This is a genomic window from Thainema salinarum CENA647 (assembly GCF_057732415.1).
In genome coordinates this window covers 5,428,218-5,452,462 of sequence record NZ_JBYJZJ010000022.1, presented here as the reverse complement: position 1 = coordinate 5,452,462, position 24,245 = coordinate 5,428,218, and the positions used below count along the sequence as shown (strand labels likewise).

Sequence of the window (24,245 nt, the reverse complement as noted above, 5' to 3'; positions counted from 1 at the left end):
AGTGACCTGACAGACCACTAGATGCATCGGCAGCGCATCCTCTGAGGATTGAAATGGAATACTGGGAATTTTTGCTTCAAAAGAAAGGCGATCGCTCATGGCTCCCGCTGGAATCGTCCGATGTGGAGATTCTAGAAGGACGCTATCGGATTGTGGCTCGTTCCAGCCGCAAGGACACCCCAGTTGAGATTCAAATCCGTCACACCTCTCCAGAAGACGTGCCGCCCCGCTGGCGTACTAAAAAACGTTCTGGACATACCAACAATTCCGGCTTAGTTTCCATTGTGCCGTTTGTTCATTTTCGCCCCGGCATGTGGGAATTGCGCTGCACCAATGACTTAATGTCTGATTTTGTCGGTGAGCGCTGGCTGTACGCCGTCAAGCTGCAAGTGGTAGCACATGAGGAGATGACCGACGAAGATTGGTCAGGCCCAGTCGTTGATGCGTCCCGTCCTGATCCAGATATCAGCGTTGATGAAATTGCTCTCAATGCTGCTGTTACCAGTGACTTAGACCCGGATGCTTCCTTCTCTACTAATGCCCAACCCGATTTAGATTTAGCCGATTTACCGTTGTCAGACCGGGATGCTCAAGAGGTTGATGTTCCTGCCTATGCAGAGACAGCTAGTGTCGATGAGCCAGAAGAAATTGCCGCAGATAATGTAGCGCTAGAGCCTCCGTTAGAAGCGGAAGCGGATGATGTCGATCTAGAAGTTGAATCATCAGAGCTAGCCCAGATGCAGCCCAATTTGGACGCTTCTGCCTCCGATCCGGCTGAGTATTCTGCGGCTGATTCGGCAACAGTTACGCCAGCGAACAACTGGGATGGAGCCATGCCGTCGTCTGAAACTACGATGCCGCATGATCCGCTGCCGACTCATGCCGACTGGCGTTCCCTGGCCGAGCAGATGTCGCAGAATGTAGTTGACGAGGCGTTTTTAGATGTCGAGTCCGCCATTGATCCGCAGCGGGATGTCGCTCAGCATTCGGGGGCGAATCGCGATCGCACCTTACCCTCTGACGCAGCAGGTAAGCTAACGCTAGCTGATCGGCCCGTTCAGCTCCAGCTCCAGACCGATGCCTACATTGTTAAAGGTGGTCGGCCCGTCCAGTTAGCGGGCGCGATCGCACTTGCCGATCCAAATACCGATTCATCTGCTGATCAGGTCGACTCGCCCCAGCTGCCCGAAAGCGTCCTCACGATTCGCCTGTTTGATCCGCAAACCGCCCAGACCATTGATCGGATTCAGCAGACCGTTCCGGCACAGCCTTTACCCGCGACCTTCCAAGTTGCGATCGCACCGCCTGCCCATCGGTCACATCTCATCCTGGGTGAATTGACCCTCAGTGCTGAGGTTGGCGGACAGCTACTCGTTTCGGCATCTCAGGAGTTTTCGATCACCACGGATTTGAATGAACTGCTGGATGCGATCGCCAATCAGGATATGTTTGCGGCAGAGGAAGCGGCTGACCCGATTGAGCTGTTCAATTTTGACGCGCCACCTGTCGATGTGGCGGCACCATTTCTCAATACAGATGAAGAGAGGCCATCGGCTACAGCAGATGCTGATGAGACCGCTAGCGGCGAGACTGCAACTAGCGAAACAGCGGCTAAACCGAAAATCGAGTTTCAACCACCACAGGCGATTCCATTCCAGCCCTCCCTCTTTCAGCCCAAACTGGGCATGTCGCTGCCGCCCCAAATTCGTCCCAGTGCCGCTTCGGCTAATCGTGCGCCATCAACCGATCAATCCAGTGCATTGACTCCAGCGCAGCCAGCCCCCCAGCCAACTGAACCTGCTCCCGCTAATTCCTCAAACCGATTCGAGCCGCTATTGCCCAAACTCCCGACTCTACGTCCGATTCAGGCTCAAGGGACTGCACAGGCGAATGGGGATGAGCCTGAGAATCAGGTGGCGACCAATCCAGAGGAGACTTCTTCGGATATTGTGAGTCCCGTTGATGCAGCGAATAGTGATGATTCGGTTACTGCTAACCTGTACGGAGAGGATGCGATCGCAGTCGATAACGGCGCAGATGATTTAGCCGATAACGAATCATTGGCTGAAGCGGATCTGGACGACCAAGCGAATGAATTTGCTCCAGCCGCAGTTCCTGGCTCTAATCGACCGCAGCCAACAGATGAGTCACGCGATGAGTCACTGACTGATATCGGTTTTGATCCATTTGAGGTACCAGCCGATCCGCAGGTCAATCACTCGAGTGAGATCGATTCAGTTCGTGCAGATGACCTGAGTGATGATGCAGAGATCGAAGACGTAACGGTTCGCGAAGTTGATCTAGATTTTGCGGATCAAGCTGACGCAATGGATGAAGCGGGTGAAGAGCCGACGTTTGAACTCGATATAACCGCTGAACCCGCGCCTGCGAATCCGCTGGAACAGTCGTTTTTGTCGCTCAACCTACAGGATCGATTCTTCTCTCGGCTCTCGGCTCTAGCGTTTGATGCTCAGGCGGCTCAAATGCAGCAAATCGAGGATTCGACCGCCTATCGCCCGCACGGAGTTGATTTCGATGCGCTCAGCGAATTTCAGTCGTTTGATAGGGAAGGCCAGCCCAACGGCAATGATTCCGCTTCGTTACCCGCCGAGTCGCTTTTGCCCGACTTTGATTCATCTCCAAGTGCGGAGGAACTGGCGCGAGAAGCGGAACTGACAGCCAATGAAGTCGTGATCTATGACGATGAAATCGTTGTCGATGACGTTGAGGCTGACGTTGTGCCCCCGTCGGGTTCACCTGCGATCGCAAACTCTACCCATCCCAACCCGATCAATGACGCCATCGAACCCGATATCGATAGCTGGTCAAATCTGCCGCCTCTACCTGTGCCCCAGTTGAAGCTTCCAGCAGGCGATCTCAAAGCTGGCGAAGCGCTCGATGTGCAGGTGCGCTTGCCGTCCCATCCACTGCGGGTTTACATCAAGTTTTGGATGAGCGATCGCCAAATGCGGATTATTCTAGATGGCCCCCGCTGGCTAGCGGATTTAGAGCCGGATGGTCAAGGCTACCTAGAAACCGTGGTGCCACTAATTGTGCCTAAGGGCTGCTTAGAAGTGCAAATTGAGGCCGTTACGGTTGAAGTCGCCACCCAGCGCCAAAGCCAGAAAGCGAGCTTTAACCGTGACGTTCTGCCAATGGATTTGCCAACCGTCTCCTTCGATGAGTTTGACCTGACGTGATTTGTCATTTCCAAAATTTTGGGTAGGGACGAATGGCCAGGATAGGGGCGAATGGCCATTCGCCCCTACAACGGTTATCTGACCAAACCGACATCGTTTTTTCATGAGTTGCCGATATTTGGGGTTGCGATCGCACTTAACCACCCACAACCTGGTATATTTTTGGATGTAGAAGGGGAGTAGCTGCTGGCTCAGCCAGTACGCCTAGGTCAACATGCTGGTGATGAACCTGGCTTAGGTGGCAAGTTAATCGCGTTCAGCTTAAGTTGAGCATTGCTCAATGAGCAACGATTAGTTTGAAAGCGAGACCTTCACTAAGTTCACTTGAATCGTGACCACAAATCACGTATCGATGTGGGCTTGGTGGAGTTCGCCAGTTTCCCGTAGTCCTCCTTCAAGCTCACAATCGCGTGGTCACTTCATCCACCGACCTAGAGGAGCTTGAGGCTATGTTAGCGGCATTTACAGCAGGATTAACCTTAATCACCATTTCTGAGTTGGGCGATAAAACGTTTTTTATCGCGGCTATTTTGGCCATGCGCCATGCGCGGCGCTGGGTGCTGCTCGGCGTGGTGCTGGCCTTGGTGGCGATGACGCTGCTGTCCGTGGCGCTCGGGCAGGCCGTTGCCCAGTTACCGACGACATGGGTGCGGGTGGCAGAGGTTGTACTCTTTTTAGGTTTTGGTCTGAAATTACTTTACGATGCGAGTAAAATGTCTGATCAGCCTCCGGTTGATGAGCAGGAAGCCGCGATTCAAACCGTAGAAGCAGCCGAGTCTAAGACCGTTCCTAGGCAAGCGATGCAGATCCTGACCAAGGCATTTACGCTGACCTTTGTTGCCGAATGGGGCGATCGCACTCAAATTGCCACGGTCATGCTGGCAACGGCCTATCATCCGCTGGGTGTGACTATCGGAGCAATCTTGGGTCACACAATTTGTGCTGCGATCGCAGTTTTATGTGGGCGTTTAATTGCGGGTCGCATCTCAGAACGAACTGTCACAGCCCTGGGCGGCAGCCTGTTCATGATCTTTGGCATTGTTTCGCTAACGAAATTTATCTAGCCACTTGTAGTCAAACAAATCTATGTTGGAATTTATGTTTGGAAAAACAGGAGTTTTTCCCCAACCTGTTTTTCCAAACTATCGATTTGCCCCTGTACTCAACTTTGTTGCTTGATCATGCTGCAACTGCCCCCGTTTCAATCTCCCCACCTATTCCAGCAGGCCATGACCCATCGTTCCTACGTGAATGAATATCCAGACGATGGCGATCATAATGAACGGTTAGAATTCTTAGGGGATGCGGTGTTGACCTACATCGCTGGCGAGTTTCTCTACCAGCGCTATCCAGACTATCCAGAAGGTACGCTGACCTCTATGCGGGCGGCGCTTGTTGATGAGATTCAGTTAACGAAATTTGCGATCGCGCTCGATCTGGGTAGTTATCTGCGTCTGGGCAAAGGCACTGAACAAACTGGTGGACGAACCAATTCAAATCTGCTGAGCAGTGCATTTGAAGCAATGATTGGTGCATACCTGCTGGATACTCGATCTAATATTCAGGCCGTTAAAACCTATATGCAGCCGCTCTTTCAGTCAGCAGTAGAACAGCTTGACACGACCCCTACCTTTGATAACGTCAAAAGTCGCTTTCAAGCCTGGGCACTGGCTCAATTTGGCGAGAATCCAGTCTATACCATTGCCCATCAATCTGGCCCCGACCACGATAAGACGTTTACAGCCGTTGTCAGCGTAAAAGGACAACCCTTTGGCACGGGGACTGGCAAGCGCAAGCAGGACGCAGAAAAACAAGCCGCCGCCAATGCGTTACAAATGCTAACCGAACAAGCAGATGAAAACCCCAATAGAGAGAAGGACTAGCTCGCGCCACGAGCTAGTCCTTCTCTCTATTGGGGTTTATCGTTCAAATGTCCTGCATCGCATGCGTTAGATAGTACGAAACGCCGCATCGCAATTTACGCAGGAGTCGTTAGAACGAGGGCTTGTGACGAATCAAGCTGAGAAATTCATCACGCGTTTTCTGATCCTCTTGGAAGACACCCAGCATGGCGCTAGTTACCGTCCATGAGCCAGGCTTCTGGACACCGCGCATCACCATACACATGTGGCTAGCTTCCATAACGACCGCAACGCCCTGCGGATCGAGGATAGTTTGAACCGCTTCGGCAATTTGACGGGTTAGACGCTCTTGCACCTGTAGGCGGCGAGCATACATTTCCACAATTCGGGCCAGCTTACTCAAGCCAACAACCTTTTGGTTCGGAATATAGGCGACATGCACTTTACCCATAAACGGCAGCATGTGGTGCTCGCAGAGACTAAAGGCATCAATGTCCCGCACCAGTACCATTTCGTTGTGACCTTCATCAAAAATGGCTCCATTCACCAGTTCCTCAAGTGACTGGTTGTAGCCGTTGGTGAGGAACCGCATCGCCTCAGCTACCCGCTTTGGAGTCTTGAGCAGACCTTCCCGTTCTGGATCTTCGCCAACGGACAGGAGCATGGTGCGAACGGCATCCATCATCTCTGCGTTGGCCGTCTCGGTGGTCGGACGCGGCTGAGACTCTTTCCCGTGGCTGGTGTTGCGATCGGGACGAGTTTCGGCAGATTTATTCAACAACGCCTCTTTTGCAGAGGACAGTTCTTCTTCTAGACGAGGGCCGTTGTTACCTGCACCATTAGAGGTCGTACCATTGGAATAATTAGAAGCGATAGTCATAGCAAATTGGAACCTAAGTTCTCCGAAGTCAAATGAGTAAACGTAAACTGAACTGGACGAGCCGATGATTTAGAGTGCACCAGCACTCGGCATCACGGTTAAATCCTCAATGACAGCCTGCTCGGGCAGCGAGGCTGCATGAAGAATGGACTGGGCTACGATTTCCGGCGTCAACATACCAGACCGATCAAAATCAGCCTGCACCGTATCCGTATCCCAAATCGGTGTATTCACAGCGCCAGGAGAGATGGTGACGACTCGGATGCCGTTGCTCCGCTCTTCTGCGGCTAAGATTTTCGATAAGGTCACTAGCCCCGCTTTGCTAACGCTGTAGGCTCCCCATCCTGGAAACGCACTACTTGCTGCAATCGAAGCAACATTGATGATCATGCCGCGCTGTTGGCCACGCATGCCGGGCAGAACGGCCTGAATACACTGAAAAACGCTGGTTAGGTTTAGATCAAGTATCTGCTGCCAATCTGTTAGCGACGTGTCGTCAATCGTGTTGGTGTAGCCCATGCCAGCATTATTGACCAAGATGTCGATGCCGCCGCTTTCCTCAACAATTGCCATCATGCGAGGTTTGACTTGCTCAACGCTGGCTAAATCCAGCGAGTAGACATGGGCTGTTCTCCCTGCCGCTTGTACATCTTTAGCAACAGCTTCAAGCTTGTCGGTAGATCGACTGACTAGAACCACATTGAATCCGGCTTTAGCAAATGCGATCGCAGTCGCTTTGCCAATTCCGCTACTGGCTCCAGTGATAAGGACACGCTGTGTCTTGGATAAAGTCATGAAATTACTGAATGTGCGGCTGTGATCACTACTTGACTCAAACTAAATTAGTTTCTTGTCATAACCATTGAGATTAACTAAATAGTTGAGCCCGCTTCAAATAGAGCAATACTAACAGCTAATGTTGCCCTACGTAGCTCAAGCAATATGCGGTTTCTTGATATATCAAGAAACACTAGCAATCAAACAAAACGGTAAATTTAATCAACTTAATTGATTGTGCCAGCGCTGATAGTATCGCAGTAATTAACTAAGCAATTAATTATTTGATACTACGATTCTGATGTGCTCAAGAAGCAAGAAAACAAGGATTAAAATCTAAAATGCTTCACCACTAGTTGATAACAGTAGGCTGGCAGTTTGGCAAATTGAGAAAACTCTATGTTTGATTCATCAAGTTGAATATGCTAACCCAAATGGATCAGCCTCAAGGTTGCTACTGTTTGCTGATCGGCAAGTATTAAGTTATGTTTCGCCTCTCATTTTAGCACTTGATTTTCTCTTTAGGTACGTTTGGCTGAATTCGGTTTTCCGACTAGATTCCTAAAGGATTACCATAGGTTTCAGCTTACATTGAATTTCGTCATTAGCCTTAGAGGTTGCTTAAATTTTCGTTGGCAGTTATCTTGCATGGCTATGACTGTAGCAATTTAGCCAAAAGAGTGATGAGAGGCGAAGTGAACTTAGCTCACTTCGCCTCTCATCACTCTTTTACTGCATTATTCAAACTACTTAAGCAACGGGTTCGGTCGTAAATCGACCAATCTGCCGAAATTTTTGATAGCGCAGATTTTTTCGCTCTTCGTTCGTTAGCTGACTCAGCTCATTGATATTCTCAATCAAAGCGGTTTTGAGAGTTTCAGTTGCTTTCACCGGATCGGCGTGCGCTCCACCAATCGGTTCTGGTAGAAGCTGATCTAGAATACCCAGTTCTTTCAAGTCTTTGGCTGTGATTTTGAGCGCTTCAGCCGCACGAGGTGCTTTAGCGGCATCTTTCCAGAGAATGGCGGCGCAGGCTTCTGGACTAGCAACGGTATATACCGAATGCTCAAACATCAATAAGCGATCGCAAATTCCAATGCCTAACGCACCGCCGGAACCGCCTTCACCAATTACAGTACAGACAATCGGTACATTCAGCCGAAACATTTCGCGTAGGTTGTAAGCAATTGCCTCGCCCTGTCCCAACCGCTCGGCTTCCGGGCCAGGAAATGCGCCAGGTGTATCGATAAATGCAATGATTGGCATACCAAACCGATCGGCGTGATTCATAATTCGCATGGCTTTGCGATAGCCACTGGGGGAGGCCATACCGAAGTTGCGCGCCACGTTGTCTTTGGTATCCCGCCCTTTTTGGTGTCCGAGTAGAACAACCGGGCGACCGTTCAGCCGTCCAATACCTGTGACAATGGCCGAGTCATCCTTGCCCGTACTGCGATCGCCATGCAGCTCGATCCACTCGTCGGTAATCGCCTGAATGTAATCCAGCGTGCTAGGACGTCGGGGATGACGAGCGACCTGTAGCCGCTGAGCGGGCGACAACCCGCTAAAGATTTCCTCCCGCAGTTGCTCAGCCCGAGCCTCTAGCTGTCGAATTTGATCGGTCACATCAACATCGTTCTCTTCCGCTAAGTCACGGATCTGATTAATCCGCGCTTCCAGTTCGGACAGCGGCTTTTCAAAATCTAAAAGGATGGGTCGGCGAGTTGAAGTAGCCATGAAGCGGATTGTGTATCACAACGAGGGTGAACAAGAGCAATTAGGTATAGAAACCTAGTTATTAACCTATCAAAAAGTGTCGGCAGATGAGCAACGATGAGTAAAAACGTCAGGAGAGGAAGGTGCGGAGAAAGTGCGATCGCACACTAACCATTAACCACACTAACTATCAACCATCAACCCTTCCTAACACTTCCAACGAGGCCGAAAGGTGAACACCTCAAGCCATCAACGTCCCAGCAGCAATGGCCGGAAACCATGCTTAATCGAAACCTGACCAATCATATCCATCTTTTCAAGGGAAATTTGATTGCGGCCCCAGGAAAAATTCGTATGCCACTTCTCGAACTCCAACAGCATCGATTCGGCAAAGCAGGCAAACATCTGACGGGCAGGCACATCCATATTGACGATGTTCATAATTCGCCAGTCGATATCCAGCGAATGCTCGACGATGCCACCATTCAGGACGTGAATGTGAGGATGGTCAAATTTGCTGCCCATATTTTTGGGATAGCCACCGTCAACAATTAAGCAGGGCTGCTTCAGAGTCGATGGATCAATCTCAACGCCCTTCGGCATACTGGCCACCCAAACAACGATATCGGCTTGCGGTAAAGCTTCTTCCATTGGCAGGATCTTGCCGCGTCCCAGTTCATCTTGAAGCAGCTTTAGCCGCTCTTGATTACGAGCCACCAGCAGCAGATCAGCGATATCCGTTCGCGCATTCAGCCAGCGACACACAGCACTACCAATGTCACCCGTTGCACCACAAACAGCCACTGTTGCCTCGGCTAGCTTAATGCCAACTTGCTCTGCAGCCTGCTCAACCTGACGACAGATCACGTAGGCTGTGTGGGTATTCCCGGTCGTAAAGCGGCGAAAGTCGAGCTTGACGTTGCGAACCTGCTGAATCCGCTGGAGATTGAAGTTCTCAAAAATAATCGATGAAAACCCACCCAGAGCCGTAATGTCAATTCCATTTTTCTGGGCGTGAGCCATCGCATTGATAATCTTGCGGGTTGCGGCCTTGATGCGGCGGGTGGCTAGCATTTCCGGCAAGAAACAGGATTCGACATAGCGCCCTTCAATGGTTTGTCCCGTTACGCTAACGACCGAAAAGTCATCTACGATTTGTGGCGGTGCGCTACACCAAAAATCAAGACCTTGGTCGGCATATTCTGGATATCCTAAATCTCTAGCAACGGATTGGGCGTGTTCTAAGCTCGTCAGATGACCGATTAAACCAAACATAGTTGTGTCAGGCTGAAGCCCTGCAAAGGCTCGTTAAGAATTGGGTGGACAGGAGTTGTGTAATCTGCAAATTAGAGCAGCCTATTCAGAAAAACATGATTTTGAAATTTACGTCATGTTCATTTGATACAAACTACTCGTAGACGAAAACCGATCAAACAGTCTGTGAACCACTTGATCGGTTTCACGTTTAGCTAGCTGCTGAACTGAAGATAAGTAGCTGCATGTAATCTGCATACAAATAGATGCATAATCTAGAAACTGGGGGTGTTCCTCCGGGGCGCTCCCCCAGTTTCTAGATGTGTTTTATGTCAATCTACTTATCTATGCAGCGGCTAGACCATGAGCGGACATGCGCATGATGTCGCGGTTGCTGAAGCCAATGTTGCCTAGCGCTTCACCGTAGCTGATCATGAAATCTTCCACGAGGGCTTCTTTTTCCATGCCCAGCACAGCGGCATCGTCTTCAACTTGATTGAGCATTTTCCAAACCAGCGGTAGGTTTTGGCGATTGGCCTGCTCTAGCTCTTCTTTGGATGCCTCAAAATTCGCTTTGAGCCACTCTTCGCCAAAGTTCAGATGAAGATACTCATCTTTGACAACTCCTTCTGTAATCTTACGCGCAAAGTCGTCGGCTACAGGGATGTAGATGTTGTAGGCCGAAATGGCAAAGCACTCAATAATCAGCGATTGAATGAGTAAACAGGTGACAATGCGGCCTTCAGCATATGCCTCCTGAAAGTTCTGATGGAGCTGATCGAAGAATGCCTTGGCAAACTCCATGTCTGGAGTAACGGATAGGTTGCGGCCACAGGCTTGGAAGCCCTTTTTGTGGCGGTTCTCCATCTTAGCCAGACGGATTAACTCCTCCTTGTGTTCTGGCATAAGCTCAGCCAACTGCTGGTAGTTGGAGTTTGCTTCCTCTTCGCCCTCGATTACGATCGCATTGATGCGGCTGTAGGCGCTTTGATACGCCTCGCTATAGTAATCAAGTACTGGATTAGCCTCAAGCTGCTGCATAGGTCTACTGTCACCTCTACTAGATCAAACGAGCCAAGAATGTTGATTGGCTGCGGTTAGCGCCAGAATGCTTGATGACTTTACAATCAAACGATCATGGTGCTAAGCGGCAAGCATTGCTGGCATGGCTAGACATAAAAAATGTCACCAGCCCTACTTTAGCGTAAAGAAAACTCGCGAAATGTCCCCCTCCGACTGCCAGAACTATAAAATAATTTGTTTTGGCTAGATCTTGCCACTCTCTACACCCTACTGTTTCTAAGCTACGCTTTACAAGCAGTCATAGGAAAGATTAGGGAGGTTAAAGCGCAACCGATAAGTATAGATTTTAGATAAGCATTAGTACTTAGTACTTGCGATACTTGATTGGATCTGATTAGAAGTTTTAATCATTTGGATTGCCAAAGGATTGTCAACAGCATGGCAAATCAGACTCGCTGGTTTTGGATTTTGAATCTGGTGTTGCTCACGATCGGGGCAGTGATTGTTTTGCTGCCGCTGGTGGTCGTGGTGTTGAGCGCCTTTGCTCCACCGAATACGATCCCGGATGAGATTTTTCAATCTTTGGGGTTATCGCTCGACAGCTACCGATTGGCGTGGCGACAGGGCAATTTCTTGCTGGCCTACGCCAATTCCACACTCGTGGCACTAGCGGTAACAGCGGCTCAGATTGTGACCTCGGCTTTGGCGGGATATGCGATCGCACGTTTACAGTTTCGAGGTCGCCGAGCACTCTTACTGCTCATTGTCGCGTCACTGGTGATTCCGTTTCAGCTTTTGGTGATTCCAATTTTCCTGGTTCTGCGCTGGGGCGGACTGATTAACACCTATGGCGCATTGATTTTACCGACTGCGGCGAATGCTTTTGGCATTTTCCTGATGCGGCAGTATTTCCAATCGATTCCGGTTGAGCTAGAGGAAGCGGCTATGCTCGACGGTGCAAATCGGCTCCAGGTGCTGTGGAAAATTATGTTGCCCTTGGCTCGTCCTGCACTGGTTACCCTATTTCTCTTCACGTTCATCGGCGAATGGAATGACTTGTTCAAGCCGCTGGTGTTTACCACACGGCCTGAACTACAGACGGTACAGCTTGCGCTGGCCCAGTTCCAAGAGCAGTACACCAGCGACTGGCCGCTGCTGATGGCGGCGGTGGTGATCGCGACGCTGCCGATTGTGCTGCTGTTTTTGATTGGGCAGCGCCAGTTTATACGCGGGATCGCCTCGACAGGCGTAAAGAGCTGATCGGTTGCTAGTTTCGTAGATTAGTTTGAGCAACACAAAACCCAATGTTTTCGGCGTTTGTTAGGTTTCGTGATCACTCAACCCAACTTACACAAATAGGCTAGTTGAGGTTTTCGACTGGGTTGTCCTCATACAGCGATTCCTCGTCAGGTAAGACTTGTAATCGAATTGTGCGGGATAGCTGACTATTCGGATCTCCAAGCTGTACCCGGATCAGATCACCCGTGAGCGGCGTTAAATGGGATAACAGCGATCGCAGATGGGGCGTACTGGCTCCGCTATCCACATAAACGCGATCGGAGAGGTCTTTAATCTTTTTCCAAGCCGTATAGAGCTTTACCGTCGCCTGTTCCAGTTGAGCGGCTTGGTTGACGAGATCCGCTGTGGCATTCAGACAGCCGACACGGAGCGCTTCTTCCAATGCCTGCTCAATATCAAGCGATTCCTGATTCAGCACCTGGACTTGCACCGCCGCAGCGAGGTACTTCGATAAGTAACGAGCTTCAGTGGTGACTTGCTTCAGGGTATCGATATCAGGGTTGAGCGCCACCTCGGTTTTGAGCGTGTTTTGATGCGGTTCCGGCAGCTTTTCCATTTCCTTAACCAGCGGCGACAGGTAGCGAGCCGGAATGGTGTTATTAGCCGCTTTTTCCTTAATTTCATCCGGCAGCAAATCCGAGGTCATCGCCGTCCATTCGTCCGAGAGCTGACGCACTTCGCGCCGGGTAATGTGGTCGCCCCGATGCGCGGCTTCACTGACCAATTGCTGCACTTCTGGTGAAGACTGAGCGGTTTCGACAAAGGCCCGCTTGCTGAACTGGTTCACGTCCTGCGCTTCCAACACGCCATTTTCCAGCAGCGTATCGGCGCTGTTGGCCAGTTCAATCAGAGCATAAGCCTGACTCTTGCTGATTTCTCGATCCTTCAGCCAGTTGAGGAAGCCCGTGCCGCGTCCATCGCCGCCGCGCTTTTCGCGATCGCGCACGGTTCTGAGAATGCGACCACGCCAAATATCGGTCTGCAAATCAAAGCGATCGCAGATCAGCCATGCCGTTTCCACCTGCTGCTGAAACTCGGCTTCGGAAATTTGGTCATCTTCGGGATCGGGCAGTTGAAAGGAAAGGTCAAAGTCTTCGGGGTTGCTGGTCGAAAGGTCTGCGGTAAAAGGAGCTTGGGTCATGCGGCGAAACGTTCACTTGCGTCTTAGCCGGATCATTATGGCATGGTTTACCCTGCGATCTGAGACAAAAGGTAGAGGCCAGACCTGCTTTCTATCAAAAACACGTGGGAAAATTGAGATCACAATCCCGCACAGGCAGGAGGCATGATGAGCCGCCAGGAACTTCTAAATCGTATTTCCATAAATCCCAATATCTGCTTTGGCAAGCCCTGTATTCAGGGTCATCGCATCTGGGTTTCGCTGATTCTGGATTTTATGGCTAGCGGCATGGCGATTCCTGAGGTTTTAGAGGAATATCCGCAGCTAGAACCGGAAGATATTTTGGCCTGTATCGCCTATGGCGCAGAAATGTCGCGCGAACGATTCGTTGAAATTCCAATAGATTCCGTGGCATGAAATTAAAGCTGGATGAGATCGCAACCTTGATTGGAGCATTAGAAAACAATGATCTGACGGGCAAACTTTGGATTGTGCAACACAGGGCGATCCGGATTTATCAAGAAAACGATTAAGCCATTGCACACCCAAAACTGAAAGAGGCACCTTGCCGCGCTGCGACAAGGTGCCTCTTTCAGTTTTTGAGCAGAGATAAATTACTGATCGCTGAATGGAGTTTTGAAGACAGGTTTGGGATTGAAGTCTTCTGTACCACCAACAGCGCCACCGCCGGAACTCGCAGGCTGTTCCGCAGGGGCATTGGGGTCGTCAACCAGATAAATGGCTTCAACCTGCTCCTGCTGGCGAGGCAAGGCAACAAAGCGGCCCTCATCAATCAAATAGGTAATCGTTTCAGCTTGTAAGCTATTACCTTCTTGCAGCACGTAGACATCACCGCTGAGGACGATGCGGCGTTCGCGGCTGTAGTACTGCGCTTGGGCAGAAGTGGCCTGAATTTGACGGGCCGGATAGTTAATTTGGACATTGCCGCGTGCAGTGATTACGCCCGTGACAGAGTTAGCTTCCTGCACGTCAGAACGCAGCGTGAGCGCTTGGTTACCACCCGTTTGGGCTTTGGCAATTTGTCCGGAATAGGGTGCGATCGCACTTCCGGCAATCATCAACGGTAAGAGCCAGCGAGCGGATGACAAGCTTGAACGAAACAATCGTCGCAACATGGTTTTACGGGTGTTCTCAGCGTTTTGTAAAAGAGTTTGATGCGTCGCAAATTTAGCGGTGGATGGGTTATTACTAAAAATCTAACAGGGTCAAACGGGCTACGTCAGAAATGTAGCAAAATGATTGAGTCCTTTACCCTCTCTTACAGGTTAATTTGCCCAACATCCGGATTCAGGATCGCGCACCTTCGCAAAAATGAAACTATCGCGGGGACGAGATGACAGATTGGGGCGCATCGTGGCACAGCGCAGCGTGCCTTCACGGAGCAGACCCACCTTCTCTAGAACCCTAGCTGATGCCAGATTTTCAGTATCACATATCGCCCAGATTCGATAAATGGTTGGGAGACGGGTCAGCCATGTGAGCACCGCACGAGTGGCTTCAGTCATATACCCTTGCCTCCAGTGTTGCCGATGAAGAACATAGCCAAAGTCGGCTTTATGCTCATCGATCCGACAGGCGATGGCACCAATTGCTTGGTCTGCTGACTGAACTGTAATCATCCAGCAAAACTCTTGGCCTGCTTCCCAACGAGGTATGCACCATTCAAGAAACTGAACGGTGTCTTGAATATCGGTATGCGTTGGCCAATCCATATAGCGCGTTACCTCTGGATCAGAAGCATACTCAAAGATGGCAGCAGCATCCGCCAGGGAGGGGCAACGGAGTTTGAGTCGGTCTGTCGTTAGATCAGTCGGGGGCTGCTTCATGCGATGGTGTTGGATGAAATGACGGTGCGATCGCACCTAAAGTTTCAATCAGGCTTTTGATACCGAATTTTGGGCAACTTCAATCGCAATTTCAGATCTGCATCCAGCGGCTCGGCTAAATTTGGACTCGCAGCTTCCAGTGGGGTGTCGGACAACTGCTCCGCTGCTTCCTGGGTCATTTCCGCCACCGAATCCTCTGGCAGTAAGCCTAAGTAGTGCGCACAGGCCACGGCTTGTTCGGGGCCAGCCATCTGTAAACCCATCAGCAGATCGGAGCTTTGTTCGAGCAGATCATCAATATCGACGCCCGCATAGTCAGAGTCATAGCGGCGAATGCGGCTGATGCCCTCGCCTAGCAAAATCACCGATCCCTTCCAGTTCTGATTGCTCAGGTGATAAATTCCTACCGCGACTTGCAAAATGCCCTGATATAAACTCTTGGGCGGATCGGGAGCTTCCAGCCAAATCGCTTCCAGAGTATCGTGGCAGGCGTAATATTCGCCGCGATTGAACTGTTCCAGTCCTTGCCAAAAGTCGGTCGGCAGTTGATCCGTCATTTGATTTGACCCTTGAATGCGTCCGGTAAATATCTTGTCGCTAACGCTGAAAGTTCTCAAACCATTGCCTGAATTTCTGCCCTGATGTAAACAAGATCCGGACTATTTGTACTAAAGCCGTAGATCTATATGTGGATCCGCATTCAGGATGCGCCAATTGCGATGTTCCTTATTTTCAGTGAACAAATATCTCCCGATTGAGCCATTCTGAATATCTGCTCCTATCCTATGCTGGAGCATAACCAAATCGGAGCGTCAAGTCATCTTCGGATAGTCTTTCAAAAAGTGACCATCGAAATGTGACTGTTCATTTTCCATTAGCTCGATTGATGCGCTGCAAACTCAAGAGCGAACGCTTCAGACGTTTCTGGAGAGTTGTCATAAGTAAACAGTGCAAATTTTCGTGAAGATGGTATGCTCCACTGTGAGTGAGTGTGTGTAAGGAGTGTTTATACCTATGGTTACGTCTCCCCCCCGTCGTGCTGTGACAGCGCGATCGCAACCTCGTTTGGCTCAACCCGGTATTGTTTCGCATCCTGCGATGGCGGGCTGGGCACCCTTATCGCTACCCCAGTCTTCGTTGTTTGGTACGGATGGCATTCGTGGACAGGTGGGAGAGTTGCTCAACGCTCCCCTAGCGCTACAGGTGGGCTTTTGGGCTGGACAGGTTTTACAATCCCATGCCCAGCGAACGGGTGTAGTCTTGATTGGTCAGGATTCTCGCAACTCCAGTGATATGCTGTCTGCGGCCTTGGCTGCCGGACTGACGGCTTCTGGGCTGGAGGTTTGGAACTTGGGGTTGTGTTCCACGCCCTGCGTCGCCACGTTAACGCCCCAGTTGAACGCATTGGGTGGCGTGATGATTTCCGCCAGCCACAATCCGCCCCAGGACAACGGCATTAAGTTTTTTGCTGCTGATGGTACCAAGCTCAGCACGGTGCTGCAAAAAGAAATCGAGGCGGCTCTACGCGGCAACTTGTCTCCCATCTCCAGCGCCCTACCCGAAACGGGCTTGAACCCCTGGGGACGCTGTGAACAGCGGTTTGACCTAGTGAACCGATATGCCCAAGCTCTGCATCGGTCATTACCGATGGGCGTTGATTTGGCGGGCATGCGGATTGCGCTCGATCTAGCCTGGGGTTCTGCCACTCGATCTGCGATCGCAGTTTTTGAGTCTTTAGGAGCCGAGGTGATTGCCCTGCACAGCACCCCCGATGGCAATCGGATCAACGTCCACTGCGGTTCGACTCATCTCGAACCGTTGAAGGCGGCAGTGCTAGAGCATCAGGCCGATTTGGGCTTTGCCTTTGATGGCGACGCCGATCGGGTGATGGCCGTTGATACGCAGGGTCGGGAAGTAAATGGCGATTATATTCTCTACTTCTGGGGCAAACTGCTGCAATCAGCCAACCAACTGCCTGAGAACCTAATTGTTTCGACCGTGATGGCGAACTTGGGCTTTGAGCGGGCGTGGCAGGCTCAGGGTGGCGAATTCGTCCGCACTCCCGTGGGCGATCAGCATGTTCACGCTGAAATGCGGCGGCGCGGCGCGATGCTGGGCGGCGAGCAGTCCGGTCATATTTTGTGCCACCACTACAGCTTGACGGGTGATGGCGTGTTGACGGCGCTGCACATTGCCGGACTGGTGCGGCAATCCGGCACGTCGCTGGCGGATCTGGTGGATCAGAGCTTCCAAACCTATCCGCAGTTGCTCAAAAATATTCGGGTGGAAGATCGCGATCGCAGATTGAACTGGCAGGATTGCGATCCGCTGCAGCAGGCCATTGCTCAAGCAGAACTGGCAATGGGCGATCAGGGCCGTGTCCTAGTCCGGGCATCGGGTACTGAACCCGTGATTCGGGTCATGGTCGAAGCGATTGACGCAGCGATGACAGCTCACTGGACAGACTTGCTATCGCAAACAGTGCAGCAGCATCTCGCGATTTAATCCATTCACGATGGTAGCTATTCTACGGGCTGAGTAGGGGCGAACATCGTTCGCCCCTACATGGCGTTAACGGTTTTCAATACTTTCTAATCAATATGCGGCGATTCTGCCAACAGTCCCGCCAACAATAGTTAAAGTAAGCAATGCCTATTCTTTAGTATCTTGAGTGACAAATCGAGTCTGGACGTTGCGCCCAAGTCGATAACTGGGTTCAACGGCCACTTGATGACGTCACCGATTTCATACGTTACCCGTTACCATGCATGATGTTCCGCCTGATCCGCTAGATCCGCGCCACGATTCGTCTGATGTTTCATCCTACGAAGAGCAACCCAAGCTACCTCTAGCCACCAAGATAGCCTATGGGGCCGGAGATGCAGGAGCTGGTATAACCAGCAACCTGATTGTGTTCTCGTTTTTAATCTTTCTGACTAATGTGGCTGGGGTTGATCCCCTAGCGGCGGGAACGGTACTGCTTATTGGCAATATTTGGGATGCGATTAACGACCCGCTGATTGGGGTGCTCAGCGATCGCACGCGGACGCGCTGGGGACGACGCTATCCCTGGATGTTTCTCGCGGGAATCCCCTTTGGCATTACCTTTTTCCTCACCTGGCTGGTACCGGATTTTGGGGCAACGGGGAAGTTTTGGTACTACGTGATCACGTCACTGGTGTTCCAGATTTTCTTTACGGCAGTGAACTTGCCTTATACGACGCTGACGGCAGAGATTACCGAAGACTACGACGAACGAACGGAGCTGACCACTTTTCGAATTTCATTCTCGCTCTTTGGCGCAGTGCTGGCGTTAGCCTTGGGCTTGCTGATTAGTAGTCAGATTGAAAATCAGCAACTGCAGTATGCGGTGCTGGGCGGTGTGTGTGGTCTAGTGTCGATAATACCGATTTACTGGTGTATCTTTGGCACCTATCCTCAGGCCAAGCAGCGGACGCAGGCGGTGCAGCAGATTGATGAAACCGACGACGAAGTTGCGATCGCAGATCAAATCAAAATTTTCATTACCAACGTGCCGTTTTTGATGATCATCGGCATTTATATGTTTTCCTGGCTGGCGCTCCAGGTGACGGCAACCGTGATCCCGTTCTACGTTGAGTTTTGGATGGGGCTGGACGATTACTTCCTAGCCGCGCTGCTGGTGCAGGGCACATCGATTTTGATGGTGTACGGCTGCAATCAGGTGAGTAAGAAAGCGGGTAAACGGGGGCTGTATTTTCTGGGCATGGCTCCCTGGATTGCTGTGCAGTTTTTTCTCCTCTTCCTGCAGCCAGGGCAAACGCTGCTGATGTATATCCTGTGTGTGATTGTCAGTATTGGGGTGGCAACCGCTTACGTTGTCCCCTGGTCGATGCTGCCGGATGCGATTGACCTGGACGAACTGCGATCGGGCCAGCGTCGCGAGGGAATCTTCTACGCCTTTATGACGCTGCTGCAAAAAATTGGTCGCGGAGTAGGATTATTTCTCGTCAGTGCTGCCCTCAGCGCTAGCGGCTTCGTGGCAGGGTCCGCTACTCAGCCGGAATCAGCACTGTGGGCAATTCGGCTGATGATGGGCCTAATGCCAATGGTGTTGCTGATTTTAGGGCTCGTACTGGCCTATTTTTATCCTATTACCCGCGAAACCCATGCCGAAATTTTGCTGCGGCTGCGGGAACGCCGATTGGCAAAAAATAATCAATAGGTTCTGACGAATCATAGCCGCTTGGTTATGATGTCCTGCAGAGGTTCATTGGCATCTTGCACTACAATCCAGAAGGCTGATTTCACTGCCAAAGCGATTATGCCATCACGTCCTCCGGTTCTTGATTGGCAAGATATGCGATATGAGTTTGAGGAAGGTTTGAGGAGAATCACTGAATGCTGTTGTCGTTGCGTCCCTGTTTGAGTTGGATTCGTTCTCGGTTTTATCGCTCGAGTAGCTTGATTGCGACTGGTGCGATCGCAGTTGGTTTAGTGAGCTGCGGTGAATCGAAAGTTGCTCAGTGCAATCGTTTGGCTGAAATGGTGAACCAAACCGAGTCGTTTATGGGGGAGTTTGAAACCGAAATTCAAAGCTTCAGCCAAGACATTACTAACGTCGAAAGTTTAGACGATATTAAAGCCGCCACTGGGGAATATACAGCAGCGGTCGAGAAAGTCGTCACCAACTGGGACACCTTGGCGAGCGAACTGGAAACCACCGAGTTAGAGGATGAAATCCTGGTGCAGTTCCGCGATGACTACATCACCATCATCCGGGGCTATAGCAGCGCATTGACGGAAGCGAGTACCGCCATTGGTTCGATTGTCAACGTGCAGTCGGAAGAAGAGCTACCCGATCAAATTGAGCAGTCTCAAACCCAAGTCACAACAGCCGTCGGAAAGATTCAGCAGCTATCGCAACAAGAATCCCAGAGTATTCAAGAGGTGAATGAATACTGCGGAGCCGTGTCGCCCACTGAGGGGACGGAAGAGGTGGAAGGAGCGACTGAAGAACCTCCGGCTGAAGAACCTCAAACTGAAACTCCCGCCGCTGAGCCTGAAACGGTACCACCAGCTGAGTAGCACCATCTTCTGGTTCTTATACCTCATCGTCAGGCGGAGCCTGGGATGGAGTTTGGGATTGCGATCGCGCTTTTTGCCAGGGGTCAAAAACATCGTGAATTAGCACTTCCGTAATCCAGACCTGGGCAACGACCACAATTGGCAGCGCCAGAAAGAGGCCCAGCACCCCAAACAGTAAGCCAAACGCCGCTAGTGAGAGTAGCGTCACCGCTGGCAGGATCGAGACCTGTCGCTGCATCACCAAGGGGGTCAAAATGTTGCTTTCGATTTGCTGAATAACGATGTACAGAATAATAACGGCAACTCCTCGCCACGGTGCTTCCAAAAAGCCCAACAGCGCGGGCGGGATCACGCTTAAGACTGGCCCCAAGTTGGGAATCAGCGCCAAAGTGGCAGCCAGAATAGCATTCGCTAACGGCAGTGGAACGCCGAGAATCCAAAGCCCTGTAGCGCTGAGGATGCCAATCACCGTCATATTGAACAGTACGCCAGTTGCCCAGCCCGTTAGCGTACTTTCACACTGATCCAAAATCTGATCAACGCGATCGCGATAAAACGACGGAAACAGCAAGATAAATCCCCGACGATAAGGCTGAGGATTTAGCAGCAGCATAATGGTCACAAAAGTAAACAGCACTGCATTGATCATCACGCCCAGGGTGCTGAAGAAAATACTGAAAAAATTGCCAAACAGCCGCTCAATCCACATCTGCAAATCTTGCGCCGTTGAGTCGAGATTGCGAATATAGGCAGCGACCTCTAATGGCAGCCGTCTCTGTAGCCAACCTGTCCAGTTTGTCACTTGATCCGCAATCACCGGAATCTGCTGAATTAAATCCTGAAACTGCCGAACCACGGGTGGCGCAGCCAAGGAGAGTAGACCCGCCACCACAATTAAGATGGCAAACAGCGCCAAGATGACAGCCACACCCCGAGGCAATTTCAACCGCTCAAGCGGCTGCACCAACCGATTAATGACGGTTGCAAACACAACAGCGGCGAATCCTAATAGGATGACACCTTGAATTTCCCACAAGATATAGAGTGAGATGATGAGAGCAATAGTGCCCAGGATCGAGCCGAACTGCACGGTTAGATAACCTCAATACAGGATGAAAAGCAAATCAAGTCCATGTATGGCTACAATACTGGTTATTGCGCTCCGATTCTTCTCTCTAAAGAAAAGGAAAGAAAAGGTTCACGATTCAGATCCAGAATCAGCTATCCCCACGGTTGCGGTGTGACCGAATTAGCCAGTCTTCAATCAGTTGATTGACCTGGTCTGGATGCTCGTCATAAATACAGTGCCCCGCTTCGGCAATCTCAATTAGCTCAATCCACTCGCTCAGCGGTGCTACTTGGCGACCCCACTGTAAGGGAATTACCCGATCCTGTTCGCCCCAAAGCAGCAGGGTTGGCACATGCAGATGCTGCAACAGCGATCGCGTTGTCGGCGTAAAAGCCGGATCGGTACGAGATTTTGCTAGATAACAAAAGGCACGTTCCGCATTGCGATCGCGGGGTGGCGTACAGAACAAGTCCACCAGCTCATCCGTCACGGCATCCGGCTGATGATAAACCGAACGCAGCACCTTGCGAATCAACGGCGGTCGCCGCAGTAAGCGAAACATCGGCTTCAGCAGCAGTGGTGAAGCAAATAGCCGCTCCATCGTCATGGCCACGGAATTGACCGCACCCGGCATCAACTCCTGTCGCGCCGCAGGCAGCGTCATCAGCACCAGCCGATCCACCATTTCGGGATAGAGCGTCGCCAATCGCAGCGCGACTAACGCCCCCAAAGAGTGCCCCACTAGTACGACAGGTTGACCAATCCAGGTTTGCCAAAACTCATAGACCTGCGCCACCCACAGTTCTGTGCCGTATTGGGCCGCCGCCTTTTGGGACGCGCCAAAGCCGAGCAAATCCAGCGCATAAACCGTATGGGTTTCACTCAGAGGAGCCAAGTTGTAGCGCCACTGCTGCAAACTGGAGGCAAAGCCATGCAGCCATAATACTGGAGCCGCCTGCGAAATCAACGTCTTTGGGCGCAGATAGGTATAGCGAATGTTCCAGCCGCGCCATTGCCAGTCGCGCTGTTGCCCAGTTGGATTGAGAGGAAGATCGGTTAGAGGCATAGGGAAACCGACAAAAACTACAGGATGATCAGGTGCGGGAGGTGATTCTCGTTACCCAATCGTGAATGAGAGGATTCACAAGTTCCGGGGCTTCATCTTGGGGACAGTGGCCGACACCCGGCAGTGTGATAAACTCGTCCACCGAGTCGAACTCGTCTAGCTGTCGAGCCAAATCAACGGGTTCCCAGGGATCATCTTCTCCCCAGACTAGCAAAACAGGGCAGGTCAACTGGGGCAGCAGGTCTTCCGGCAAAGGGCCTTGAGAATAAGCCGTAAAGGCCAGAAACACATCTGCGGCACCGTCATCAAATGCGGGCTGAAGCAGCAATTCCACCAGTTCGTCGGTGACGGCATCTTTACGACCATAGGCTTGGGTCAAGATATTGCGAATCACTTTGGCCCGAGCCAAGCGGGAAAAAAAGAGATGGCCAATGGCTCGATAAGCCAGCACCTTCTGCAGCAGTGGAGCCGTGTAGCGACGGTACCACGGTAGCGTTACCCGTTTGCGATCGTGCAGCAGCCGCAGTGAGCAGTCGAGGGCAATCACGCCTTGTACCCAATCGGGGGCTATCACGGCGGTTTGCATAGCAGCCACACAGCCGATGGAATTGGCCACTAAAAACACGGGTGTACCGATTACCTCTTGGCAAAAGTCTAAAAGCTGCTGCCCCCAAGTATCAAACGTATAGCGGCTGGGTATACCAGGTGAAGGTTTCTCTGACTGACCAAAGCCGAGGAGGTCAATGGCAAAGACACGGTGCTGTTCGGCCAAGACGGGAATATTTTTGCGCCAGTGATCGCTAGATGCGCCAAAGCCATGCACTAACAGCAGAGTAGAACCCGTCTCGCCCGCCGTTTGATAGCGAATGGAATAACCGTTCCACTGCCAGGTTTGAGATTGAACTTGAATCGAAGAAGCTACCACGATGTGAATCGTTCCAGTGAGGATGTGCTGAAATTACTCTTTTACTGTGACATACTCGGCAAGATTGATATCAAGTCCGTGTATACAGCAATCTCAAACAGGACATGAACAGTAACCATACATGAAGGCTTTCTCAAAGATGAAGGTTTGCAGATGAGTCGCCAGATAAAAGAGGAGTTTGACCGAGCGAAAGGAGTGGCACAAGCGGGCAAATTTACGACTAAATCGCTTGGCCTGTAACCAAACATCTTCGACCGGATTTTGCTCGGGTGCATTAGGCGCAAGCTGAATGCAAGTGAGTTTCCAGTGCTGCTCTCGAGTACCATGATTCTGTTGACTCAGGTAGTTGCGAACCACCTTGGAACGGTGGTAGCTGGCTCCATCCCAGATGATGAAAAAGCGAGTGGACTCATCATACTGAGATTGAAGATACTTCAGAAAGGCCACGGTATTGTGCTGATTGCCTGCCTCATACTCATGAATAACAAAGCTCTTGCTCAAATAGTCCAAGGCTCCATAGTAGGTCTGCCGCTCTCGAATGGAGGCAATGGGGATGTCCACTCGCTGATTGCGCCGACTCCATCCATATCCACGGAGGTCTCCCCAGAGCAGATGGCACTCATCGAGAAACATCACTCGCACCTGCCCACTGGCGATCTCGGCTCGCCACTGGACCAGCAACTGTTGAATCTCGGCTTTTTTGCCTCGACTTTGGCCTCCTCTTGGCCCGGATGCACCGAGTGGGATTTCTTCCAGCTAAACCCTGCGTCTTTGAGCAGTTGGGTATAGCTTTGGGCTGAGCGATAGAGCACTCCATAGCGCTCTTCAATCTGCTCAACAAGCTCCTCTAGTGTCCACCAGTTTTTCTGCTGCAACCACTCAAAGATGTCCTGTTTCTGCTCGGCGCTTAAATAGCCTTGGGTGCCCCAGTAGTGGGATTTCAGTCCCTCGACTCCTCGCTCTTCATAGCGCTGGTGACTCGCACTAATAAATCCCAGAGAAACCTGTAGGATATCTCGGATCGCCCGATAGCTTTGACCTCTCTGGTGCAGTTGCACGGCCAAGGCGCGTTTCAGTTCTTGGGCAGAGGGATTACTTTGGATAAATTCTTCCAGGGAGGTCATGGCTGATTTACTTCGG

23 protein-coding genes are annotated in these 24,245 nt (G+C 51.2%); 9 read left to right on the top strand and 14 right to left on the bottom strand.

The window, feature by feature from the left end:
- Window positions 1–53 precede the first annotated feature (53 nt).
- The 4 genes from AC286M_RS30565 to rnc all read left to right on the top strand — a co-directional run bounded on the left by AC286M_RS30565 (window position 54) and on the right by rnc (window position 5,083).
- Window positions 54–3,200 (top strand): hypothetical protein, encoded by a 3,147-nt coding sequence (locus AC286M_RS30565; RefSeq protein WP_488207984.1) that lies wholly within the window; start codon window positions 54–56, stop codon window positions 3,198–3,200.
- A 51-nt stretch (window positions 3,201–3,251) separates the two neighbouring features.
- Window positions 3,252–3,383, top strand: a complete 132-nt coding sequence (locus AC286M_RS30560) for a hypothetical protein (RefSeq protein WP_488207983.1) — start codon at window positions 3,252–3,254, stop codon at window positions 3,381–3,383.
- A 266-nt stretch (window positions 3,384–3,649) separates the two neighbouring features.
- Complete coding sequence (locus AC286M_RS30555) at window positions 3,650–4,264, top strand: TMEM165/GDT1 family protein (protein ID WP_488207982.1); 615 nt, start codon at window positions 3,650–3,652, stop codon at window positions 4,262–4,264.
- A gap of 117 nt (window positions 4,265–4,381) precedes the next feature.
- The gene (gene rnc / locus AC286M_RS30550) at window positions 4,382–5,083 is read left to right on the top strand and encodes a ribonuclease III (protein WP_488207981.1); all 702 of its coding nucleotides are present in this window, start codon (window positions 4,382–4,384) and stop codon (window positions 5,081–5,083) included.
- A gap of 109 nt (window positions 5,084–5,192) precedes the next feature.
- Here rnc and folE read toward each other — a convergent pair whose 3' ends face one another.
- From folE to AC286M_RS30525, 5 genes are all read right to left on the bottom strand, one after another.
- On the bottom strand, window positions 5,193–5,942 hold the full coding sequence (folE, locus tag AC286M_RS30545) for a GTP cyclohydrolase I FolE (protein WP_488207980.1): 750 nt from the start codon (window positions 5,940–5,942) through the stop codon (window positions 5,193–5,195).
- A gap of 69 nt (window positions 5,943–6,011) precedes the next feature.
- Window positions 6,012–6,737: an SDR family oxidoreductase gene (locus AC286M_RS30540; RefSeq protein WP_488207979.1), complete on the bottom strand. Its 726-nt coding sequence runs from the start codon at window positions 6,735–6,737 to the stop codon at window positions 6,012–6,014.
- A 732-nt stretch (window positions 6,738–7,469) separates the two neighbouring features.
- Complete coding sequence (gene accA, locus AC286M_RS30535; RefSeq protein ID WP_488207978.1) at window positions 7,470–8,456, bottom strand: acetyl-CoA carboxylase carboxyl transferase subunit alpha; 987 nt, start codon at window positions 8,454–8,456, stop codon at window positions 7,470–7,472.
- Between the two features lie 228 nt (window positions 8,457–8,684).
- Window positions 8,685–9,710 (bottom strand): long-chain acyl-[acyl-carrier-protein] reductase, encoded by a 1,026-nt coding sequence (locus AC286M_RS30530; protein ID WP_488207977.1) that lies wholly within the window; start codon window positions 9,708–9,710, stop codon window positions 8,685–8,687.
- Between the two features lie 324 nt (window positions 9,711–10,034).
- Window positions 10,035–10,730, bottom strand: coding sequence for an aldehyde oxygenase (deformylating) (locus AC286M_RS30525; RefSeq protein ID WP_488207976.1), 696 nt, complete (start codon window positions 10,728–10,730; stop codon window positions 10,035–10,037).
- 420 nt (window positions 10,731–11,150) lie between these two features.
- On the opposite strand from AC286M_RS30525, the gene AC286M_RS30520 reads away from it, so the two are divergent.
- Window positions 11,151–11,972 (top strand): carbohydrate ABC transporter permease, encoded by an 822-nt coding sequence (locus tag AC286M_RS30520; RefSeq protein ID WP_488207975.1) that lies wholly within the window; start codon window positions 11,151–11,153, stop codon window positions 11,970–11,972.
- Window positions 11,973–12,072: 100 nt separating this feature from the next.
- On the opposite strand, the gene AC286M_RS30515 is transcribed toward AC286M_RS30520, so the two are convergent.
- Complete coding sequence (locus AC286M_RS30515; RefSeq protein WP_488207974.1) at window positions 12,073–13,152, bottom strand: hypothetical protein; 1,080 nt, start codon at window positions 13,150–13,152, stop codon at window positions 12,073–12,075.
- A gap of 144 nt (window positions 13,153–13,296) precedes the next feature.
- Between AC286M_RS30515 and AC286M_RS30510 the strand changes: the two genes are divergently transcribed.
- On the top strand, window positions 13,297–13,548 hold the full coding sequence (locus AC286M_RS30510; RefSeq protein WP_488207973.1) for a DUF433 domain-containing protein: 252 nt from the start codon (window positions 13,297–13,299) through the stop codon (window positions 13,546–13,548).
- A 197-nt stretch (window positions 13,549–13,745) separates the two neighbouring features.
- Here the strand turns inward: AC286M_RS30510 and AC286M_RS30505 are convergent, their stop codons facing one another.
- The 3 genes from AC286M_RS30505 to AC286M_RS30495 all read right to left on the bottom strand — a co-directional run bounded on the left by AC286M_RS30505 (window position 13,746) and on the right by AC286M_RS30495 (window position 15,595).
- The gene (locus tag AC286M_RS30505) at window positions 13,746–14,267 is read right to left on the bottom strand and encodes an LptA/OstA family protein (RefSeq protein WP_488207972.1); all 522 of its coding nucleotides are present in this window, start codon (window positions 14,265–14,267) and stop codon (window positions 13,746–13,748) included.
- A 150-nt stretch (window positions 14,268–14,417) separates the two neighbouring features.
- Entirely contained in the window at window positions 14,418–14,978 is a 561-nt protein-coding gene (locus AC286M_RS30500) for a GNAT family N-acetyltransferase (protein WP_488207971.1), read from the bottom strand.
- A gap of 44 nt (window positions 14,979–15,022) precedes the next feature.
- Complete coding sequence (locus tag AC286M_RS30495; protein WP_488207970.1) at window positions 15,023–15,595, bottom strand: DUF309 domain-containing protein; 573 nt, start codon at window positions 15,593–15,595, stop codon at window positions 15,023–15,025.
- 397 nt (window positions 15,596–15,992) lie between these two features.
- Here AC286M_RS30495 and glmM point away from each other — a divergent pair, with 397 nt between their 5' ends.
- The 3 genes from glmM to AC286M_RS30480 all read left to right on the top strand — a co-directional run bounded on the left by glmM (window position 15,993) and on the right by AC286M_RS30480 (window position 20,045).
- Window positions 15,993–17,483 (top strand): phosphoglucosamine mutase, encoded by a 1,491-nt coding sequence (gene glmM, locus AC286M_RS30490; protein ID WP_488207969.1) that lies wholly within the window; start codon window positions 15,993–15,995, stop codon window positions 17,481–17,483.
- A gap of 259 nt (window positions 17,484–17,742) precedes the next feature.
- The gene (locus AC286M_RS30485) at window positions 17,743–19,182 is read left to right on the top strand and encodes an MFS transporter (RefSeq protein ID WP_488207968.1); all 1,440 of its coding nucleotides are present in this window, start codon (window positions 17,743–17,745) and stop codon (window positions 19,180–19,182) included.
- Between the two features lie 176 nt (window positions 19,183–19,358).
- The gene (locus AC286M_RS30480; RefSeq protein ID WP_488207967.1) at window positions 19,359–20,045 is read left to right on the top strand and encodes a hypothetical protein; all 687 of its coding nucleotides are present in this window, start codon (window positions 19,359–19,361) and stop codon (window positions 20,043–20,045) included.
- Between the two features lie 16 nt (window positions 20,046–20,061).
- Here AC286M_RS30480 and AC286M_RS30475 read toward each other — a convergent pair whose 3' ends face one another.
- From AC286M_RS30475 to AC286M_RS30455, 5 genes are all read right to left on the bottom strand, one after another.
- Complete coding sequence (locus tag AC286M_RS30475) at window positions 20,062–21,135, bottom strand: AI-2E family transporter (RefSeq protein ID WP_488207966.1); 1,074 nt, start codon at window positions 21,133–21,135, stop codon at window positions 20,062–20,064.
- A gap of 127 nt (window positions 21,136–21,262) precedes the next feature.
- A complete protein-coding gene (locus tag AC286M_RS30470) occupies window positions 21,263–22,180 on the bottom strand; it encodes an alpha/beta fold hydrolase (RefSeq protein ID WP_488207965.1) in 918 nt (305 codons plus the stop codon).
- Between the two features lie 28 nt (window positions 22,181–22,208).
- Window positions 22,209–23,105, bottom strand: a complete 897-nt coding sequence (locus AC286M_RS30465) for an alpha/beta fold hydrolase (protein WP_488207964.1) — start codon at window positions 23,103–23,105, stop codon at window positions 22,209–22,211.
- A 93-nt stretch (window positions 23,106–23,198) separates the two neighbouring features.
- On the bottom strand, window positions 23,199–23,786 hold the full coding sequence (locus AC286M_RS30460; RefSeq protein WP_488203438.1) for a transposase: 588 nt from the start codon (window positions 23,784–23,786) through the stop codon (window positions 23,199–23,201).
- On the bottom strand, window positions 23,738–24,229 hold the full coding sequence (locus AC286M_RS30455) for a helix-turn-helix domain-containing protein (RefSeq protein ID WP_488203724.1): 492 nt from the start codon (window positions 24,227–24,229) through the stop codon (window positions 23,738–23,740). Before AC286M_RS30455 ends, AC286M_RS30460 begins: the two co-directional genes overlap by 49 nt.
- Window positions 24,230–24,245: the final 16 nt, after the last annotated feature.

What these genes read in the sequence shown, in the direction of transcription:
- AC286M_RS30565 (WP_488207984.1), top strand. Translation starts at nt 54, where the DNA reads ATGGAATACTGGGAATTTTTGCTTCAAAAGAAAGGCGATCGCTCATGG.
- AC286M_RS30560 (WP_488207983.1), top strand. Translation starts at nt 3,252, where the DNA reads ATGGCCATTCGCCCCTACAACGGTTATCTGACCAAACCGACATCGTTT.
- AC286M_RS30555 (WP_488207982.1), top strand. Translation starts at nt 3,650, where the DNA reads ATGTTAGCGGCATTTACAGCAGGATTAACCTTAATCACCATTTCTGAG.
- rnc (WP_488207981.1), top strand. Translation starts at nt 4,382, where the DNA reads ATGCTGCAACTGCCCCCGTTTCAATCTCCCCACCTATTCCAGCAGGCC.
- folE (WP_488207980.1), bottom strand. Translation starts at nt 5,942, where the DNA reads ATGACTATCGCTTCTAATTATTCCAATGGTACGACCTCTAATGGTGCA.
- AC286M_RS30540 (WP_488207979.1), bottom strand. Translation starts at nt 6,737, where the DNA reads ATGACTTTATCCAAGACACAGCGTGTCCTTATCACTGGAGCCAGTAGC.
- accA (WP_488207978.1), bottom strand. Translation starts at nt 8,456, where the DNA reads ATGGCTACTTCAACTCGCCGACCCATCCTTTTAGATTTTGAAAAGCCG.
- AC286M_RS30530 (WP_488207977.1), bottom strand. Translation starts at nt 9,710, where the DNA reads ATGTTTGGTTTAATCGGTCATCTGACGAGCTTAGAACACGCCCAATCC.
- AC286M_RS30525 (WP_488207976.1), bottom strand. Translation starts at nt 10,730, where the DNA reads ATGCAGCAGCTTGAGGCTAATCCAGTACTTGATTACTATAGCGAGGCG.
- AC286M_RS30520 (WP_488207975.1), top strand. Translation starts at nt 11,151, where the DNA reads ATGGCAAATCAGACTCGCTGGTTTTGGATTTTGAATCTGGTGTTGCTC.
- AC286M_RS30515 (WP_488207974.1), bottom strand. Translation starts at nt 13,152, where the DNA reads ATGACCCAAGCTCCTTTTACCGCAGACCTTTCGACCAGCAACCCCGAA.
- AC286M_RS30510 (WP_488207973.1), top strand. Translation starts at nt 13,297, where the DNA reads ATGATGAGCCGCCAGGAACTTCTAAATCGTATTTCCATAAATCCCAAT.
- AC286M_RS30505 (WP_488207972.1), bottom strand. Translation starts at nt 14,267, where the DNA reads ATGTTGCGACGATTGTTTCGTTCAAGCTTGTCATCCGCTCGCTGGCTC.
- AC286M_RS30500 (WP_488207971.1), bottom strand. Translation starts at nt 14,978, where the DNA reads ATGAAGCAGCCCCCGACTGATCTAACGACAGACCGACTCAAACTCCGT.
- glmM (WP_488207969.1), top strand. Translation starts at nt 15,993, where the DNA reads ATGGTTACGTCTCCCCCCCGTCGTGCTGTGACAGCGCGATCGCAACCT.
- AC286M_RS30485 (WP_488207968.1), top strand. Translation starts at nt 17,743, where the DNA reads ATGCATGATGTTCCGCCTGATCCGCTAGATCCGCGCCACGATTCGTCT.
- AC286M_RS30480 (WP_488207967.1), top strand. Translation starts at nt 19,359, where the DNA reads ATGCTGTTGTCGTTGCGTCCCTGTTTGAGTTGGATTCGTTCTCGGTTT.
- AC286M_RS30470 (WP_488207965.1), bottom strand. Translation starts at nt 22,180, where the DNA reads ATGCCTCTAACCGATCTTCCTCTCAATCCAACTGGGCAACAGCGCGAC.
- AC286M_RS30455 (WP_488203724.1), bottom strand. Translation starts at nt 24,229, where the DNA reads ATGACCTCCCTGGAAGAATTTATCCAAAGTAATCCCTCTGCCCAAGAA.